This is a genomic window from Bacillus paramobilis, from assembly GCF_038096195.1.
In the GTDB taxonomy this organism is placed as follows: domain Bacteria; phylum Bacillota; class Bacilli; order Bacillales; family Bacillaceae_G; genus Bacillus_A; species Bacillus_A mobilis.
Map to the genome: position 1 here is coordinate 3,673,412 of NZ_CP151108.1, position 16,444 is coordinate 3,689,855.

The window sequence follows — 16,444 nt, forward strand, 5'->3', positions numbered from 1 at the left end:
TGACGACCTTTTTATATAACTCGAATTAAAATAATACAAACAACCCATATAAAGAGAAACAGAAACGTCATGGACCATTTATGTTCTTGCATCGTTTGTTTCAACGCCTGTGATAATTGTGTCATATTCATTTCTGCAAGTGCTCGCCATACACTTGCATCCCGCTCTTTAGCTGTGCGATCCGTGACACTAATTAAAATGGTTTCATTAGATAATTTCGTTATATACGCAGTAATAACCGTTACCATTAAATTTATATTTCCTTCCGACGAATCACTCTCCACGTTAGAAAGGAGTGCACTTACATCTAGTAACGGAATATGTACCTTTCTACCAAATGATAGTTGTACTTCAGCGAAATCATACGTTCCATCTAGCAAAGGCAGTTCTTTTATATGTGCCTGTTTCACAAGCCCTTGCAAGCTTCTCATTATTTGTTCATATACTTTTTCGGTTTGCTTTCCTTCTCCAGATAACACGTGTAACTTTTTAAAAAGTTGTAACACTGTATCCATCTCTTTAGAAAGCATTTCTTTCACAATCTTTCCGTCACCTAAGCTAGCAAGTAAAATTCCGATTTCATTATTTTTCATAATGATTTTGGAATGCCCAGTAAACACTAGGTTACTACGTTCTCGTTCTTTCTGAATCTCATGTTCTGAAATAGCTGCAGGCTGTTTTAATGGTTGTAGCGTCTTATTTTCAATTGTCGTACGTTTAATTTCCATTTAAGCGCCTCCACTACGGTGAAATAATTAGCCCCATTCTTTATTACTCTTTAAAACTAAAAACAGTACGAATAACCCTGACATAATCGCAAACACATTAGAAGCTTGCACTCCTTGTTCGCTATTGTCTTCCTTTTTCTTTTGTGGTTCTTCTATTTGTTCTTTCTTTTTCGAAACAACTCCATTGTCATTTCTACTTTTTTTCTCTTTTTGAGCCTTTCCATCACTTACTTCCTTATGATCCTTCAATGGCTCTTTTATAAAGTAAGTAACATCTTCGTTCTCTTTCAGCGGCTCTTTTATAAAATCGTTTATTTTCTCGTCTTGCTTCGGTATTTGAACAACTGACGGTTTTTCTTCCTCTAGCGGTACCTCTTCTTTCGAGTCTTCCTGCTTCTCAGGTTCTTTCTTATCTTCTAATTTATCTTCATTCTCTCGTTCTTCTACCTTTTTATCTTCTTCTGTTTTTTGCTCCAAAACAGAAACGATATACTCACTTGCCTCAACCCGTTTATTGCCGGCCGCATCCACTACCTCTACAAGTAGTTCGTATGTGCCGATTGGCAACGCATCCGTTATTTCAAATACTTTTTGCCATTCCATATCGCGCTTATTGTAATCTAATAAAATTGTAATCTCTTTATTGTCTTTCCCTTTTAGCGTAACTCGAACTTCTTTCACAACCGATTCTGCGTCTGCCGCCTTAACTCGTACATGTATAGAATCGCCTTGTTTTCGTTCAATTACGTTATCCTTCACCTCGTCAACAGTAACTTTATGCAACTTTGGTAACTCTTTATCTATTGTTGGTGTTTCATTATTTATACGAATAAGAGGAACTTTCACTTCATTTTCTAAAAGCTCTTCTTTCTCATTTTCTTTATAACTTTGAACGAGCTGCAGGTTCCAATCACCTTGCAAATCAAAAATCCCGACCTTATAGTTAGCAATCCATCGCTTCGTTTCTTCTTCATAGTTAAAAGATATCCTTCTTTCTTGCTCATACGGATTGCTGTTTTTTGGCAACTGCAACATACCTTTTATACTTTGAATATTTTTCTCTTTTGGCTCTACAACAATCCGCACTTCTTCGCCAACCTGTAATTCTTGCTTATTTACTGTAATAACCCCTTGATCTGTCTCTATCTTTTTTTCGGTTTCTTGTTCATTTTTTTCTTCTTGTTGTTCCTCTTTATCTTGCTTCATTTCCACTTGTTCTGGCTGTTCTTGAACTTCCTTGTTTTCTTCTTGCACATTCACTTCATTTATACTTTGCTCTGGCACATTTTGCTCTTCTGCCTGACTTTGCAGCGGGAAGAGCAAACACACATGTATGCATAGCCAGCATATTAGAAAAAACTTTACGTTTTTCATCCGCCTGTTCAAACTCCTATTTCAACGCCTTATAGTGATTTCGTCACTTTCACTCCGAAAAATCCATCTACATTTACAAGTTCACCATATGCCACCAATACATCATTTACATAAATTCGAATTGGTTCATCAATATCTTCATCTAAAACAACGGCTTCATTTTCTTGTAAACTTAATATATCTTGAATTGTTTTCACTGTACTTCCAAATACAAATTTCACGTTCATTTCTACATTTTGTAGAATGGATGTATCCATATACACTGGCTCAATTTGTTTCACTTCTTTAAATTCAATCGGTTGTACAACAGGTTCTACAACCTCTTCTTCTATTTCTTCCTCAGCAATCTCTTCTTCTGCTTCCACCATTGGATATAGCAGTCGTCTTACCATTTCTTTCGCTTCTGAAATTGGTAAAATTTGATACATTTTTGATTGAAGCAGGTCGCCGATTTCAAGATTGAACGTAATTTGGACAAGCTCATCCACTTCCATTGCTTCTCCCAAATATTCCATCTCTTCTTTTAATGTAACAAATTTCACGTCTGGCGGTGTCATGTCCATTTTCTCTTTAAACATTTCTGACATCGCTGTTGCAGCATGCCCCATCATTTGGTTCATGATTTCTTTAATACCGCTCAGTTCTAATTCACTAAGCTCTTTCTCTGGGTCAATCTCCCCTGTTCCCATCATCATTAAATCTACCATTGTCAAAGCAACATCTTTCGTAAATACGAATACGTTCTCATTTTTTAGGCCTTCGACAAAATCGACATTTAAAATAACAAAAGGAACTGGTACTCCGTCATAATGACGAACATTAATCGCTTCTACATTTGGTGTACTAATCGTAACCGGTTGATTTAATAGCGTTGATAATACAGTTGAGGCTGAACCGATAGAAATGTTCGCAATTTCCCCAAGCACATCTTTCTCTTCTTGCGTTAACTGCTCTTTTTCAACATGTTCTTCTACAATCTCAGCTTTCACTACTTCTGCCGGCTCGTCTTGCTCTTGCTCTTCCGCTTCACCAGACAATTGTAGTAATTTATTTATCATCTGTTTTGTATGTTCAACTGAAACAATTTGTACAAGTTTAGAGTTTACAAGATTATCTATTTTAAGGTCAAATGACACTTTAACAATCGTATTATTTCCAGTTATTCCAGAGATTTTCTCCATCTCTTCTGATAGCTTTACAACTTTAATTGTCGGCGGAGACATGTCTACTGTATCTTGGAAGAATTCCGACATAGACGTCGCTGCGAATCCCATCATTTGGTTCATCGCTTCTTGTACAGCACTTAGCTCTAATTCGCCAAGCTCTTTCCCTTCTTCCACTTCACCTGTCCCCATCATCATTAAATCAGCAATCGATAAAGCAACATCTTGCTGAAGGACAAGTAAATTCTCCATATCTAACCCTTTTGTAAAATGAATGTTTAATACAACATGAGGAACCTCAACATCACTTGTATCATATAAGTCCACTAACTCTACATGAGGAGCAGTTATACTTACTTGCCTATTTAAAATTGTTGATAATACTGTCGAAGCTGAGCCAAATGATATATTTGCGATTTCGCCAAGAATATCACATTCTTGAGGCGTTAAAAGCTCCTTTTCTTTATCTAGCACAATTGTGCTCGTATCCCCTTTTGTGTGTTGCTCAGGCATTTTCCCTGCCTCCTCATTTTTGTTTTTCTATCAAATGAATACACTTTAACTCATTCTATTTTAACAAACTTCCTACACTAATCATAAATATGTATTTATTTCCATTTATATATTAATTTCCTTATATTCGCATAGTTAACAAAAAGCTCCCCAATTGCATACAAGTGGGGAGCTTTCCTTCATTCCTATTATAAACCTTCTGGGTTTAAAATGAGGACCACTCGTCCATCGCCGAGAATCGTCGCGCCAGAGAAATAGTTCGAACTATCTGCAAAGAAGTCGCCTAATGACTTTAAGACTATTTCTCTTTGACCGATAATTGTGTTTACAATAAGTCCATAACTACGATGTGTATTACGAACAATTAACACAGGAACCATTTGACTATCATATGACCCAAACGCCTCATCTACTGTTTTTTCACCAAATACAGTACTTAAATGCTTCACTTCAATAATTTGATCACGATAGTTTAACACGTCTTTTCCTTGTACGGATTGGATGTCTTCTCTCTTAATTCGAATCGCTTCGACAATGTTACCAAGAGGTAGAGCATAGCGCGTGTCATTTGTTTGAACAAGCATCGATTGAATAATAGATAATGTTAACGGAAGCTCAATTCTAAATGTACTTCCTTTTCCTTCCTCTGAATCAATAATTAAATGCCCACCTAGACTATGAATTGTATGCTTTACAACATCTAATCCAACGCCACGTCCTGAAAGATCCGATACTACTTCAGCTGTACTAAATCCCGGTTGGAAAATGAGATCATACACTTCACGATCTGTTAATTTATTTGCCTCAGATTCTGTTACAACACCATTTTTAATCGCTTTTTCTAATACTTTTCCTTTATGAATACCATTTCCGTCATCCGTAATTTGAATAACGACATGATTTCCACTATGAAACGCTTCTAATTTAATCGTACCTGTCTCATTTTTTCCTGCATCACGACGTTGTTCAATAGTTTCAACCCCATGATCAATCGCATTACGAATTAAATGAACGAGTGGATCACCGATTTCATCAATAACAATTTTATCTACTTCAGTGTCTTCACCTGTAATTTGTAAATCGATTTTTTTCCCTAAATCTTTCGCTAACATACGTACCATACGAGGGAAACGATTGAAAACAGTTTCTATCGGTACCATACGCATATTTAATAGTACATTTTGAATATCTTTTGAAATATCACCTAATCGATTTAAATGCTCAATTAACTCCTTGTTTTGAATCGTTTGTGCCAATTCATCAATACGCCCACGTTCAATTACACTTTCTTCAAACATATTCATTAATCGTTCAATTTTTTCTAATTGAACACGAATGGAACGATTCTCACCTTTAGCATTTTTCGTTTTTGCAGCGCTTTTCGTTGTCGTAGCACTTGCTGGTTGCTTCGCTGCCTCAATAGGTGCTTCGACCTGCGTAACTACATCCGGTTGGATCATTTCTTCTACTTGCACAACTTCTTCTGTAGCAAACTTCGAATCTATTTCCTGTAAAGATTCTCCTTGTTTCACTACTACTTTCTCAATTTCAGAAACGTGAAGCACTACCTGTTTTAATTCTTCTACACTACGATCCGTATTCATAAATACTGTGAACTCAAATCCGAAAGCATCCGCTTCGATTTCTTCAATACTAGGAACCGTTTTTTGTATATCACCTATATTTTGCAGAGCTTCAATACACATAATGGCACGTACTGCTTTTAAAATAGCTTGCTGTTCAACAGTTATATGCACTTCATGAGAAACTACATCATCTATGCTTATAGACTCTTGCTCTACATGTTCCGCAATAGTTTCTACATTTCCGTTCAATAAAGCTTCTAATTTATTTTTCGTTGAGACTACATCAATATTACCCATTCCGCCTTGTTGCACATCTGCAACCATTTTCTCTAAATTATCAATGCACTCAAAAATCACATCAATAATATTTGCATGTACAACTATATTCCCATGACGAATTTCATCTAAAACGTTTTCCATTTTATGCGTTAAATCCGCCATTTCCGTAAATTCCATACTCGCAGACATACCTTTGAATGTATGGGCTGAGCGGAATATCTCTCCTACTACACCCATATCAGCAGGATTCTGTTCTAAAATTAGCACATTTTCATTTAGCGACTGCAAATGTTCTTCCGATTCCTCAAAAAATATATTTAGCAGATCTGTTTGCATTTTCATCCCCTACCTGTCTAACAAACATTTCATTTATGTATAACAATTTAGTGTTTTAAAACGAGAAAAAAGGGGGCCACACCTCTTTCCGTTATCACTGTTTTGATTCCTTGTGGCGCCCCTTTTATATTAGCTGTTTGCTACTTTTGTTAAAGCTTCGATTACACGATCTGCTTGGAATGGCTTTACAATAAAGTCTTTTGCTCCACCCTTAATTGCATCTAAAACCATACCTTGTTGTCCCATTGCTGAACAAATAACAACCTTTGCACTTGAATCAATTTTCATAATTTCTTTTAATGCTTCAAGTCCGTCCATTTCCGGCATAGTAATATCTAATGTTACAATATCAGGTTGAAGTTCTTTATATTTTTGAATCGCTTCTACCCCATTCTCTGCTTCTCCGATAACCTCAAATTCAGAATTACTTTTTAATAGGTTTTTAATCATCGTTCGCATAAACATTGCATCGTCTACAACTAAAATTTTATGTGCCATTCTATTTGGTTCTCTCCTTCTATGTATAAATATATCTTAATATTTCACCTTATCATTCTCACTCATTATACAAAATAAAACGATAAAATTTAATATTTTTTTAAAAGAATTTCTGTATTTTTATTATTTTATTACTAAAATAAAAATATACTATTCTTTAATATAAATGACAACGCGACGGTTTTTCTCCCAATTTTGCGGTGAATCATTTGGTACGACTGGTTTTGTATCTGCATATCCTACCGCAGCTAACCTTTTATCCTCCACATTATACACTTCAATTAAATGGTGGATCATATTAGCCGCCCTCGCTGAAGATAATTCCCAATTAGAAGGAAACTTCTCGTTATGAATCGGTCTACTATCTGTATGCCCTTCCACAACAATCGGGTTTGGTACAGATTGAAAAAATCCGACTAATTGACTAATGATCTCTTTTGCTTCAGGTTTAACGTTCGCATCACCCGTATCAAATATTAAATTATCTACTATAACAACGCTCACTCCCGTATCCTCTCGGTATACATTTACTTGACTAATACCGTTACTATCTACATATGCTTTTAACTTTTTGTACAAGTCATCCATTCGCTTTTTTGAGATCATTTTTTCATCATTTTTTTCATGTGAAATATCTGGTATTGTATTTTCCATTACTTTTGCATCAACTTGCTCCACGTCACTAAACTTTTCAAGCATCTTTGATAATTTTACTGTATCTTGCTTTGATGTAGCAACTAGTAATACAAAGAAAGTTAATAATAACATCGTTAAATCTGTAAAAGTCGTCATCCAACGAGGCGATCCCTTTTGCGGTCGTTTCATCATAACCATAACACTCCTTGCAATATTAGGCTGCTCGTTTTACTTTTTTCATCTTTGTTTCATATACATATGTATCTAGTTTCAACTTTAATTTAGAAGGAATTTGTCCACGATACAATTCTGAAATTGCTTCAATAACAAACTTCTTCTCTGTATATAAATCTTCAATACCACGATACACTTTTTCAGCAAGAGGGATTGCAATCATATTTGCAAGTACTGATCCATACAATGTCGTTAACATCGCAACTGCCATCCCTGTACCAATTTGCGATGTGTCTTGCAAGTTTTGAAGCATAATAATAAGACCGATTAAAGTCCCTATCATGCCCCAAGCTGGAGCGAAATCACCAATTTTATCTAATAATGTCGCTCCCTTTCTTAACTCATACACTTCCGTTTCAACATCTTTCATTAATACTTCTTTTAATTCCTCTTCATCATAACCACTTAACATAAGTTGAATTCCTTTTTGAATAAAAGGATTGTCTACTTGCTCTCCATCAACTTCCAAAGAAAGCAACCCGTGTTTTTTAGACTTTTTCGAAAAATCAACAAACAAATCCGTTAACTGTTCTAAATCTTCTTCTCTTCTATGTAAAACAGTAAAAATACTTTTCGTATATTTTTTTATTTCTCCAAATCGATACGCCACAACAATTGTCGCTGTAGTTCCCCCTATGACAATTAAAATAGATGAAACATCTAAAAAGTTTTTAAAAGCTTTTATTCCGCCGCCGCCAATCATAATTGCCGCTATCACTATGGCAAAACCTACTATAATGCCAACTGGGCTAGAAATGTCAAACTTCCTTTTTCTTCTTTGTGGTCTAGCAAATCCTTGATTTTCGTCTCCCATATTCCTGCCCTTTCCTTTTCATTTTTATAAAACATTTTTTTATTTTAATAATGCGTTTTCACATATAATGTTTATTATACGCTCATCATCTATTTATCGCAATATACTCATAAAATTGACACATTTCATTTCCATATTAGAATTATAGTATGGAAATATGAGGAGGATCACGATGGAACACAACATTTTACAAGTCATTGCACTAGCAGAAAAACTAAAATATGAAATGCGACATAGCTGGCTTTCTAACGGACGTCAAGAAAGTGTTGCTGAACATACATGGCGCATGTCTCTAATGGCCATTTTAGTTGAGCCTTATTTAGATCAAAAAGTAAACATTGAAAAATTACTTAAAATGGTTATTATTCACGACCTAGTCGAAGCTGAAGCTGGTGATATTCCTGCTTTTGATACAATGAATAGTCATGAATTACAATTACAAAAACAAAAAAATGAGCAAGCAGCAATTTTAAATATTAAACGAACATTAAAAGGTTCCCTCGGTGAGGAATTATATGATTTATGGATGGAGTTTGAAGCGAAAGAAACGTACGAAGCAAAAGTAGCTAATGCACTTGATAAGCTTGAGGTGAAAATTCAGCATAACGAAGCTGATATTGATACGTGGCTACCAATTGAGCATAAAATGACATTCCAAGTAGCAAAGCATACAAACTTTGATTCTTTCCTATCTAAATTACAAAAAATGATTGAACAAGATGGAGAAAAAAAATTACTCGCTGCCGGCATTGACGTGGAAGCTTGCAAACGATAATAAAAAGACACTCAAATTGAGTGTCTTATTTCATTATCGTTGATACAGCCTGCTTATAAATCAGTTGTTGTTTTCCATCAACTAACATTAAAATAGTAAATTTGTCTATCGCAACAACTTCTCCTACTATTCTAACGCCACTCTTTAAAAATATTGTAACAATACCTTTTTCTTCTTTTATTTGCTTATATAACTCTTCTTGTAAATGTTCCAAATACTGTTCTCTCCTTTTTGTACAATATCTTAATATAAAAAACTTCAAATTATTTATTTATGTACTTTATCTTTTACATTCATAAACTTATTAATAAGTTTATCTAAATCTCGGCTAAATAACAAAACTTTATCATGTTCCAATCCGTGCCTAGCAACGAGTTGAATTAGCTCTTTCTTTTTGTTTTCTATTTTATTGTGTAATTTTCCCATCTCCATCTCTTTACTAAAACTCCCTTTTCCCATAATATTACTTGTAAAATTATAGTACAAATCCTCTCATAAAAAAATATAAAAATGGTTTTTTTTACAATTTTTATATTTTCCCATGAACAAATCGCAAAATATGTAACGATTTCTTCACATATCCCTAGCCCAACATACAATCAAAATGACCATACAGGCATTTGTCTAATTACAAAAGAGACTGGCTCCTTTTCCATACAAAAAACATACTGTATATAGTAGTCCATGAATTATATAGATTAACTTTCTCAAAAGGAGGAAAACATATGAGCTATGGTGGAAGTTGCGCTGGTTTCGGCGGTGGATTTGCTTTGCTTATCGTACTATTCATCCTTCTAATCATCATCGGATGTAGCTGTTGGGGTGGCGGCGGATTCGGATACTAATATATCCTATCCTTAACAAATGAACGAAAAACTATACGAAAACAGCTCATATTTGAGCTGTTTTTTCATACTTTCGTATGAAGTGATATCCCTCTTTTTTGCGATTTTAACTAATAAAAAAACGTTTACTATGAAATTAAGAAATACTTTACTAAGGAGGATTACAATGATTAAAGGTCTTTACGAAGCACATTTACCTGTCCGTACCCTAGAGATATCAATACCTTTTTATGAATCACTTGGACTGAAATTATATAAAAGAGGAGATGATATTGCTTTCTTTTGGATTAAAGAAAATGAAAGTTGGCTCGGTCTTTGGGAAGGCACAGAATACAAAGTTAATTATCATCCCTCTTTACGACACATCGCCTTTCAAGTAAGCTTACATGATTTAGAAAATGCGATTCATTGGCTAAATCAAAAAGGTATTTCAGCACGAAAAGATTTCGGAATGGAACCAATTGAACCGATTGTTTTTCCAGAATTAGCGCATGCCGCCGTATACTTTAACGATCCTGACGGAAATAGTTTAGAATTGATTGCACAATTACCTGTTGGACTCCCTACAGCGGAAAAAGTGTATGTAAGTGAGTGGAAAAAACAAGTTCAAGCATCATCATTACATAAAGATTAATCTCGTTATGTCAGTCTCTTATTCAACACTTCTAAAAACAAACAAAAACTTCAAAAAACTATTTTACGCTCAAACATTAAGTGTACTTGGAGATTGGTTTCATACTGTAGCTTTATTAACATTCATCTATAGCATAACGGGATCTCCGTTTATGATCGCACTCACTTTTATAAGTAAAGGATTGCCTCAACTTCTGCTTAGTCCTTTCATAGGCGGGATTGTAGATCGTTTTTCTAAAAAGAAGATTCTGATTTTTACCGATACTTTACGAGGCATAATCGTCCTTACTTACTTATTTGCACTATATGAAATTGAAATTATTTTCATTTCTAATATATGTTTATCCGTACTTTCTTGTTTATTTGAGCCGGCTAAACAAGCAACCTTAAAAAATATCGTACACCAAAATCATTTCGTAACTGCTAACTCTCTTTCTAGTACAATGAATAGTTTTATGTCTATTATGGGGGCCTCTTTAGGCGGAATCCTTGCACAATCTTTACATATTGAGTTCGCTTTTTTAATCAACAGCCTGTCATACTGTATTTCAGCCTATTTTATTTATAATATGAGTGTCCCTTCTCATGATAATTGTAGCAAGAAAAAAGCATTTTTTACTGATATAAAAGATGGGTATACATACATATTACAAACAAAAATCATTTTAACATTAATTCTTGTCGGCATTTCATGGGGCATTATCGGAGGCGCTTATCAGCTACTTCTAACGATCTATGCCGAAAGAATTTTCAGCACTAACATTGGAATTTTATATACGGTTCAAGGGGCTGGGCTTATGATTGGAAGCCTCCTCGTTAATCTTTATATGTCTCATAATAAAGAAAAAATGAAAAAAGCATTTGGTTGGGCCTATTTCCTACAAGGAATTTTCTTTCTCGGATTCATTTTGTCCGATCAACTTATTATCGGTATCATTACTCTATTCTGTATGCGCATAGCGGGAGGAATCATCGTTCCACTTGATACGACATTACTTCAAACTTACACGAAGGACAATATGATGGGTAAAGTTTTTTCATTCCATTATTCCATTTACGGATCTCTTATTCAGTTATCAATATTTTTTACAGGATGGCTTTTAGAAGTTCTTTCTCCGCAAGTTATTGGTACCTTGTTAGCTATATGCTGTATTTTTATGAGTTTTATATGGCTGTTCTTGTTTTATCGAGGGAAACTTAATGAAGAATCTACTATCACTTAATAGCATGTTTATGTACATGCTATTTTTATTTATGTCGAAATTTAAAGGAAAAAGGCGATTTATTTCCCTTACGTTCTATTTTTTTAGAATGTACAATAAATTTAGATTATAAGAAAGGAGATGCCATAATGTTTGACGATAGACTTACTATTTCAGCTGAGCAGCAGAAGCTCATTTCCAATGCAACTCGCATTCAAATTCTTCACCTTTTAAAAGACGAAGCACTCACTGCAAAGCAAGTAGCTACTAAACTAAATAAATCTGCTGGTAGTGTTCATTATCACGTTCAAATTTTATATGATGGAGGGTTACTTGAATTAGTAGAAACGAAAGAAAAACGAGGAATTATTGAAAAATATTATAAAGCAAAAGCTGCTCATTTCTATATTGAAGAAAGCGGCACAGAAGGAACGAATACAGGTAGTCATATTGTATCTCATTTATTTTTAACTCCAGAGGAATTACAACAGCTTACGTGGGAAGTTTCACAAGTTTTATTACGCTGGGAAAACAAAACCGCTCGTCAATCAAACTCTGAAGAGGAATACGCTATTTCCTGCAAGATTAAAAAACAATGAAAGAAAGGGCCATTTGTTCATGAAAAATAAATTATTATTATTGTCGGGAACAGGGATTTCCCGTTTAGGTGATTTTATGTATCTCATCGCTCTCAACTTAATGGTGTTAAATAGCACAAACTCCCCTGCTGCTGTAGCAGGATTATGGATTGTAGGTCCAATTGCCACCGTTGTTACAAAAATATGGTCTGGTAGTATAGTCGATCGATTAAACAAACGGTCCATTATGCTCATCACAGATATAATTCGAGCAGCTCTTATTGGCTGTATTCCACTATTTGATTCTATTTGGGCCATTTATATTTTTATCTTTTTGACTCGTATTGCCACATCATTTTTCGATCCAGCTTCATTTTCTTATAGAACAATGCTCATACGAGCTGAAGAACGCACTCAATTCAACGCTTGGAATAACTTTTGTACAAGCGGTGCTTTTATTATCGGTCCAGCCCTTGCTGGAATACTTCTCACCACGTACTCAGCATCCTTTGTTATTTACTGCAACTCACTTTCATTTCTACTTTCTACCATTCTCATTTACTTCTTGCCAAACATTACACTACAAACAAAGCAAAACGAAGAGGTTGCAAATACTTTCGTACAAACATTACGAAGTGATTTGAAACAAGTTTTTTCATTCGCTCGAACGGAAACTTACATCATTCTCATATTCGTTTTATTTCAAGCTACTATGCTTGTTTCTATGGCACTCGATTCACAAGAAGTTGTTTTCACAAATCAAGTACTGTTTTTATCCGACATGGAATATAGCATGCTTGTTAGTATAACTGGTGCTGCTTACGTTTTCGGTTCATTTCTTGTCTCTCTCTTTGCCAAACGATTACCAATTCAGCATTGTATCGGATTCGGTATGATTTTCACAGCAATAGGCTATGTAATTTTCGCCTTTTCAAATTCATTTATGGTCGCGGCAGGCGGTTTCATTTTACTTGGCATTTCTTCATCATTTGCTGGTACTGGCTTTATCACATTTTATCAAAATAACATCCCTGTACATATGATAGGACGTATCGATAGCGTGTTTGATTCCATAAAAAATTTCATCCAAATCTTTTTCATTTTAGCAATTGGAGCATCCGCACAATTTCTTTCCGTTCAAATTACTGTAATCAGTAGCTCGTTACTCATTCTTTTCCTTTCCTGCTTATTAGCAATCCGGGTAATGACCCCTTCACGAGAAAAATATTTTAAAGCTACCGGGTCATCATTGGAATATTAACTGCAGCATAAAAAGCGGCTATTTAGCCGCTTTTTCCCCGTATTAAAGGACAGTAAGCCCTCACTGATTAAAGTTTCACTTTATGTTAAAATATGTATTGGATCTGATTATGTAGGAGGGCTATTTTGGAGATTATATTCATTTTCATATGTATTATATTAGTAGCTTCTATTTTACAAACAAGTACAGGTTTTGGCTTTTCTATTATGGCAACACCTTTCTTACTCATGCTATTTCTACCACAAGAAGCTATACAAATAAATATCATTTTATCATTAATTATTTCCATATCACTCATCTGGAAAATAAGAATGGACATTGATTTTATTCTACTGAAAAGATTAATTTTCGGCAGTATAGTTGGTGTTCCTTTTGGTATTATCATTTTCACTTCTATTAACATCAACACATTTAAATTAGCAATTAGCATCCTACTCTTACTATTAACGTTGATGCTAATATGCAACTTTAAGATTCAATCAACAAAATCTAGAGATTTCATAGTTGGCGGATTATCTGGTCTTTTAACGACAAGTATCGGTATGCCAGGCCCCCCCCTGTTACTTTACTTTACAGGAACTGATACGAAAAAAGAGAAATTAAGAGCAACCACTTTAGCTTTTTATCTATTTATATATTTCATTAGTCTACTAACTCAAATACTCTTTACTGGCACAAACAAAACAATTTGGGAATCAAGTTTTTATGCTATCCCTATCGTATTTCTAGGTTTATATATAGGTCAAATTATTTTTAAATGGCTCAATCAACGGATTTTTAAAATATTTACGTACATCCTTTTAAGTTGCACCGGTATGTATCTTCTTATTGAAAGTTTGCATTTGTTATAAGTAAGTTTTTCAAGATAATAGATGCTTTATATTATTACGTGCGGTGGAGTAGTTTACATCATAAAAAACATATTTTAGAGCTACAAAATCATAAATAAAATACTAACTAAACGATAAAAAGCGGCTATTATGCCGCTTTTTATATTCACATTAAATATTTTAAAACTAAAATCCCACCTATTACTATTACAAAGACATTGAAAAAAATCATCCAACGTTTTTCAAATTCCTTATATCTCTCTTCTTTCACTCCATATTGTTTTAGTTTTTCAATTAAAATTGTTAATTTTTGATTATACTCTTCACTTCCTAATTGTATATAATTGTTATTTATTTTAATTCCATATACATTTTTCATTTTTTTATGTTGCGAAACTGCTTGAATTGAGTTTATTAGTACATTGTATTCATTCAACTTTTTAAAATAACAATCTAACGCTACAATTTGTAACCTTGTATTAGTTAAAACAATGTAATAATAAAAAGTAGCACCTGCCGTGAATATATTCGGTATAACTTTAGAATTAACAAATCCTCCTTCTTCCACTAATATTTCACACTCGATTTCTTCTCCTTCTTGTAACTCTTTCCGAACTGATTCTTCCAACATTTGCACCGTTAATTTCTTCAATAATTCCCCGTTTTTCACATAATACTTATCTACATTTATAGACTCATTCGCTTCTTGCTCTAAACGTGCAATTTCTTCCTCTGAATATTGGAGCTCATTTAACATAGATAATAATCTTTTATCCATATTACACACTCCCTTTCCACAGTTTTTGAATTTTTTTCTTCCCACGAGAAATTCGATTGTATATATAATCCGCCGTCACTTTTAATTCTTTCGCAATATCGTCAATGGAATATCCATCAATATACCTCTTCAAAAAGATATATCGATCTTTCTTATTTAAATCTTGAACTATTTCCATAATCTCTTCTTCTTGTTCTATTTCATACCTATCATGAATACCTGTATCTATTTCTACGTCTTTATCGATTTTATTCTCTTTATATATTTTCTTTTTATATTCCAATGCCTTTAATTTAGTAATACCAATCATCCAAGATTTTAAGTTTCCCTTTTCTGTATCAAATTGTTCGATATGAAACCAAATGACAGTAAATACATCGTTATAACAATCATCCACATATTGTTTCTCCATAGGGGTACTTAATGATTTATGAATAATGTATAAAATTAACTTTCCATATTGATCAATTACTTCTTTCAAAGCATCTTGATCACGTTTTTTCATAGCTATAATTAAATCCTCTTCAGAATCGAAAATCATAAACATCTTCCTTCCTCAATTCCCCTTTAGCAGCTGCCTTTACTTACTATTGGTATTTCATTCTCATTTTCTATCACTTTTGTAAAAATTTCTTAATTTTTATTTCTATGTATAATGATAATAAATAAAATACCTAAGTTCAGAAAGGAGTATCTACATTCTGAACTTAGGTATTAACAATTAAATTATTCACTTATACTAACGTTTCATCACAAACCTCTGTTACATTTTTAAAGTATTGCAAGTTCTCCTTCGCTTCAGCTTCATTAAATAAATTGAGCTGCTTCATTATTTCAGTAGCAAATTCAACGTACGCAGATCCTACCGCTGTTATTATTTTTCCATCAACGGTTACATCTTTATTTTGTTTATATTCCCATTCATGTAAATGCGCTAATTGTTTTTCATCTCGTGTTAATGATGTTGAGAATTTCTTCTTATTAAGTACTCCTGACGCATGCAGTAAAGATGTCCCTGCACAAATACCTGCTATCCATTTATTTTGCTTATGTAATTCGTTCACGATAGATAACAACTTTTCATTTTCTAAATGATCAAAAATATGTCCTCCTGGTACAATAAACACTTCATAGTCTGCTACTTCAATATGCTCAATAGAGACATGTGGTTGACACAAAAATCCACCTTCTCCTGTAACTGTTTTTCCGTCTACAGTTGCTGTTATTATTTCAAATTCCTTACTTATCAAAAATAAACTCGCTATATTCACTTCAAATTCCGCAAATCCATCAAATAAAAAGATTAAAGCTTTTTTCATAGTATCTCCTCCCCCTATACTTATTCGAAGATAATCCTATTTCTCCTCCAAAAAAGGCAGAC

The 16,444-nt window shown here is 33.9% G+C and carries 19 protein-coding genes; 7 read left to right on the top strand and 12 right to left on the bottom strand.

The window, feature by feature from the left end:
- Nucleotides 1–11 precede the first annotated feature (11 nt).
- From AABL52_RS18715 to AABL52_RS18745, 7 genes are all read right to left on the bottom strand, one after another.
- Complete coding sequence (locus AABL52_RS18715) at nucleotides 12–728, bottom strand: hypothetical protein (protein ID WP_341518182.1); 717 nt, start codon at nucleotides 726–728, stop codon at nucleotides 12–14.
- 27 nt (nucleotides 729–755) lie between these two features.
- On the bottom strand, nucleotides 756–2,102 hold the full coding sequence (locus AABL52_RS18720; protein ID WP_341518183.1) for a transglycosylase: 1,347 nt from the start codon (nucleotides 2,100–2,102) through the stop codon (nucleotides 756–758).
- A 29-nt stretch (nucleotides 2,103–2,131) separates the two neighbouring features.
- Nucleotides 2,132–3,778, bottom strand: a complete 1,647-nt coding sequence (locus AABL52_RS18725; RefSeq protein WP_341518184.1) for a flagellar motor switch protein — start codon at nucleotides 3,776–3,778, stop codon at nucleotides 2,132–2,134.
- Nucleotides 3,779–3,966: 188 nt separating this feature from the next.
- Entirely contained in the window at nucleotides 3,967–5,979 is a 2,013-nt protein-coding gene (locus AABL52_RS18730) for a chemotaxis protein CheA (RefSeq protein ID WP_098237472.1), read from the bottom strand.
- A 129-nt stretch (nucleotides 5,980–6,108) separates the two neighbouring features.
- Nucleotides 6,109–6,477, bottom strand: coding sequence for a response regulator (locus AABL52_RS18735; RefSeq protein ID WP_000940577.1), 369 nt, complete (start codon nucleotides 6,475–6,477; stop codon nucleotides 6,109–6,111).
- Nucleotides 6,478–6,627: 150 nt separating this feature from the next.
- Entirely contained in the window at nucleotides 6,628–7,305 is a 678-nt protein-coding gene (locus AABL52_RS18740) for an OmpA family protein (RefSeq protein ID WP_000977946.1), read from the bottom strand.
- Between the two features lie 22 nt (nucleotides 7,306–7,327).
- A complete protein-coding gene (locus AABL52_RS18745; protein ID WP_097843325.1) occupies nucleotides 7,328–8,161 on the bottom strand; it encodes a flagellar motor protein MotP in 834 nt (277 codons plus the stop codon).
- A gap of 172 nt (nucleotides 8,162–8,333) precedes the next feature.
- Between AABL52_RS18745 and AABL52_RS18750 the strand changes: the two genes are divergently transcribed.
- Complete coding sequence (locus AABL52_RS18750) at nucleotides 8,334–8,936, top strand: HD domain-containing protein (protein ID WP_000400772.1); 603 nt, start codon at nucleotides 8,334–8,336, stop codon at nucleotides 8,934–8,936.
- Between the two features lie 25 nt (nucleotides 8,937–8,961).
- Here AABL52_RS18750 and hfq read toward each other — a convergent pair whose 3' ends face one another.
- Together hfq and AABL52_RS18760 are read right to left on the bottom strand one after the other, a co-directional pair.
- Nucleotides 8,962–9,150 carry an RNA chaperone Hfq gene (hfq, locus tag AABL52_RS18755; RefSeq protein WP_000400659.1) on the bottom strand — a complete coding sequence of 63 codons (189 nt, stop codon included), beginning with the start codon at nucleotides 9,148–9,150 and terminating at the stop codon, nucleotides 8,962–8,964.
- A gap of 53 nt (nucleotides 9,151–9,203) precedes the next feature.
- Entirely contained in the window at nucleotides 9,204–9,422 is a 219-nt protein-coding gene (locus AABL52_RS18760; RefSeq protein WP_341518185.1) for an aspartyl-phosphate phosphatase Spo0E family protein, read from the bottom strand.
- Nucleotides 9,423–9,661: 239 nt separating this feature from the next.
- Here AABL52_RS18760 and AABL52_RS18765 point away from each other — a divergent pair, with 239 nt between their 5' ends.
- The 6 genes from AABL52_RS18765 to AABL52_RS18790 all read left to right on the top strand — a co-directional run bounded on the left by AABL52_RS18765 (nucleotide 9,662) and on the right by AABL52_RS18790 (nucleotide 14,306).
- On the top strand, nucleotides 9,662–9,781 hold the full coding sequence (locus AABL52_RS18765; protein ID WP_098872753.1) for a YjcZ family sporulation protein: 120 nt from the start codon (nucleotides 9,662–9,664) through the stop codon (nucleotides 9,779–9,781).
- Between the two features lie 166 nt (nucleotides 9,782–9,947).
- Nucleotides 9,948–10,415, top strand: coding sequence for a VOC family protein (locus tag AABL52_RS18770; protein ID WP_340420881.1), 468 nt, complete (start codon nucleotides 9,948–9,950; stop codon nucleotides 10,413–10,415).
- A gap of 7 nt (nucleotides 10,416–10,422) precedes the next feature.
- Nucleotides 10,423–11,637 carry an MFS transporter gene (locus AABL52_RS18775; RefSeq protein WP_341518186.1) on the top strand — a complete coding sequence of 405 codons (1,215 nt, stop codon included), beginning with the start codon at nucleotides 10,423–10,425 and terminating at the stop codon, nucleotides 11,635–11,637.
- Nucleotides 11,638–11,765: 128 nt separating this feature from the next.
- Nucleotides 11,766–12,215 carry an ArsR/SmtB family transcription factor gene (locus tag AABL52_RS18780; protein ID WP_000459091.1) on the top strand — a complete coding sequence of 150 codons (450 nt, stop codon included), beginning with the start codon at nucleotides 11,766–11,768 and terminating at the stop codon, nucleotides 12,213–12,215.
- Nucleotides 12,216–12,234: 19 nt separating this feature from the next.
- A complete protein-coding gene (locus AABL52_RS18785) occupies nucleotides 12,235–13,455 on the top strand; it encodes an MFS transporter (RefSeq protein ID WP_340420883.1) in 1,221 nt (406 codons plus the stop codon).
- Nucleotides 13,456–13,580: 125 nt separating this feature from the next.
- Nucleotides 13,581–14,306 (top strand): sulfite exporter TauE/SafE family protein, encoded by a 726-nt coding sequence (locus AABL52_RS18790; protein ID WP_098259031.1) that lies wholly within the window; start codon nucleotides 13,581–13,583, stop codon nucleotides 14,304–14,306.
- A gap of 145 nt (nucleotides 14,307–14,451) precedes the next feature.
- On the opposite strand, the gene AABL52_RS18795 is transcribed toward AABL52_RS18790, so the two are convergent.
- The 3 genes from AABL52_RS18795 to AABL52_RS18805 form a co-directional block, all read right to left on the bottom strand.
- Complete coding sequence (locus AABL52_RS18795; protein ID WP_000361345.1) at nucleotides 14,452–15,063, bottom strand: hypothetical protein; 612 nt, start codon at nucleotides 15,061–15,063, stop codon at nucleotides 14,452–14,454.
- 1 nt (nucleotide 15,064) lies between these two features.
- On the bottom strand, nucleotides 15,065–15,610 hold the full coding sequence (locus AABL52_RS18800) for a sigma-70 family RNA polymerase sigma factor (protein WP_002071176.1): 546 nt from the start codon (nucleotides 15,608–15,610) through the stop codon (nucleotides 15,065–15,067).
- A gap of 187 nt (nucleotides 15,611–15,797) precedes the next feature.
- Nucleotides 15,798–16,382: a DJ-1/PfpI family protein gene (locus tag AABL52_RS18805; protein ID WP_000709441.1), complete on the bottom strand. Its 585-nt coding sequence runs from the start codon at nucleotides 16,380–16,382 to the stop codon at nucleotides 15,798–15,800.
- Nucleotides 16,383–16,444: the final 62 nt, after the last annotated feature.

Coding starts and splice junctions, on each gene's coding strand:
- AABL52_RS18795 (WP_000361345.1), bottom strand. CDS start 15,063: ATGGATAAAAGATTATTATCTATGTTAAATGAGCTCCAATATTCAGAG.
- AABL52_RS18740 (WP_000977946.1), bottom strand. CDS start 7,305: ATGATGAAACGACCGCAAAAGGGATCGCCTCGTTGGATGACGACTTTT.
- AABL52_RS18805 (WP_000709441.1), bottom strand. CDS start 16,382: ATGAAAAAAGCTTTAATCTTTTTATTTGATGGATTTGCGGAATTTGAA.
- AABL52_RS18770 (WP_340420881.1), top strand. CDS start 9,948: ATGATTAAAGGTCTTTACGAAGCACATTTACCTGTCCGTACCCTAGAG.
- AABL52_RS18785 (WP_340420883.1), top strand. CDS start 12,235: ATGAAAAATAAATTATTATTATTGTCGGGAACAGGGATTTCCCGTTTA.
- AABL52_RS18750 (WP_000400772.1), top strand. CDS start 8,334: ATGGAACACAACATTTTACAAGTCATTGCACTAGCAGAAAAACTAAAA.
- AABL52_RS18745 (WP_097843325.1), bottom strand. CDS start 8,161: ATGGGAGACGAAAATCAAGGATTTGCTAGACCACAAAGAAGAAAAAGG.
- AABL52_RS18800 (WP_002071176.1), bottom strand. CDS start 15,610: ATGTTTATGATTTTCGATTCTGAAGAGGATTTAATTATAGCTATGAAA.
- AABL52_RS18725 (WP_341518184.1), bottom strand. CDS start 3,778: ATGCCTGAGCAACACACAAAAGGGGATACGAGCACAATTGTGCTAGAT.
- AABL52_RS18730 (WP_098237472.1), bottom strand. CDS start 5,979: ATGCAAACAGATCTGCTAAATATATTTTTTGAGGAATCGGAAGAACAT.
- AABL52_RS18720 (WP_341518183.1), bottom strand. CDS start 2,102: ATGAAAAACGTAAAGTTTTTTCTAATATGCTGGCTATGCATACATGTG.
- AABL52_RS18780 (WP_000459091.1), top strand. CDS start 11,766: ATGTTTGACGATAGACTTACTATTTCAGCTGAGCAGCAGAAGCTCATT.
- AABL52_RS18775 (WP_341518186.1), top strand. CDS start 10,423: ATGTCAGTCTCTTATTCAACACTTCTAAAAACAAACAAAAACTTCAAA.
- AABL52_RS18765 (WP_098872753.1), top strand. CDS start 9,662: ATGAGCTATGGTGGAAGTTGCGCTGGTTTCGGCGGTGGATTTGCTTTG.
- AABL52_RS18735 (WP_000940577.1), bottom strand. CDS start 6,477: ATGGCACATAAAATTTTAGTTGTAGACGATGCAATGTTTATGCGAACG.
- AABL52_RS18715 (WP_341518182.1), bottom strand. CDS start 728: ATGGAAATTAAACGTACGACAATTGAAAATAAGACGCTACAACCATTA.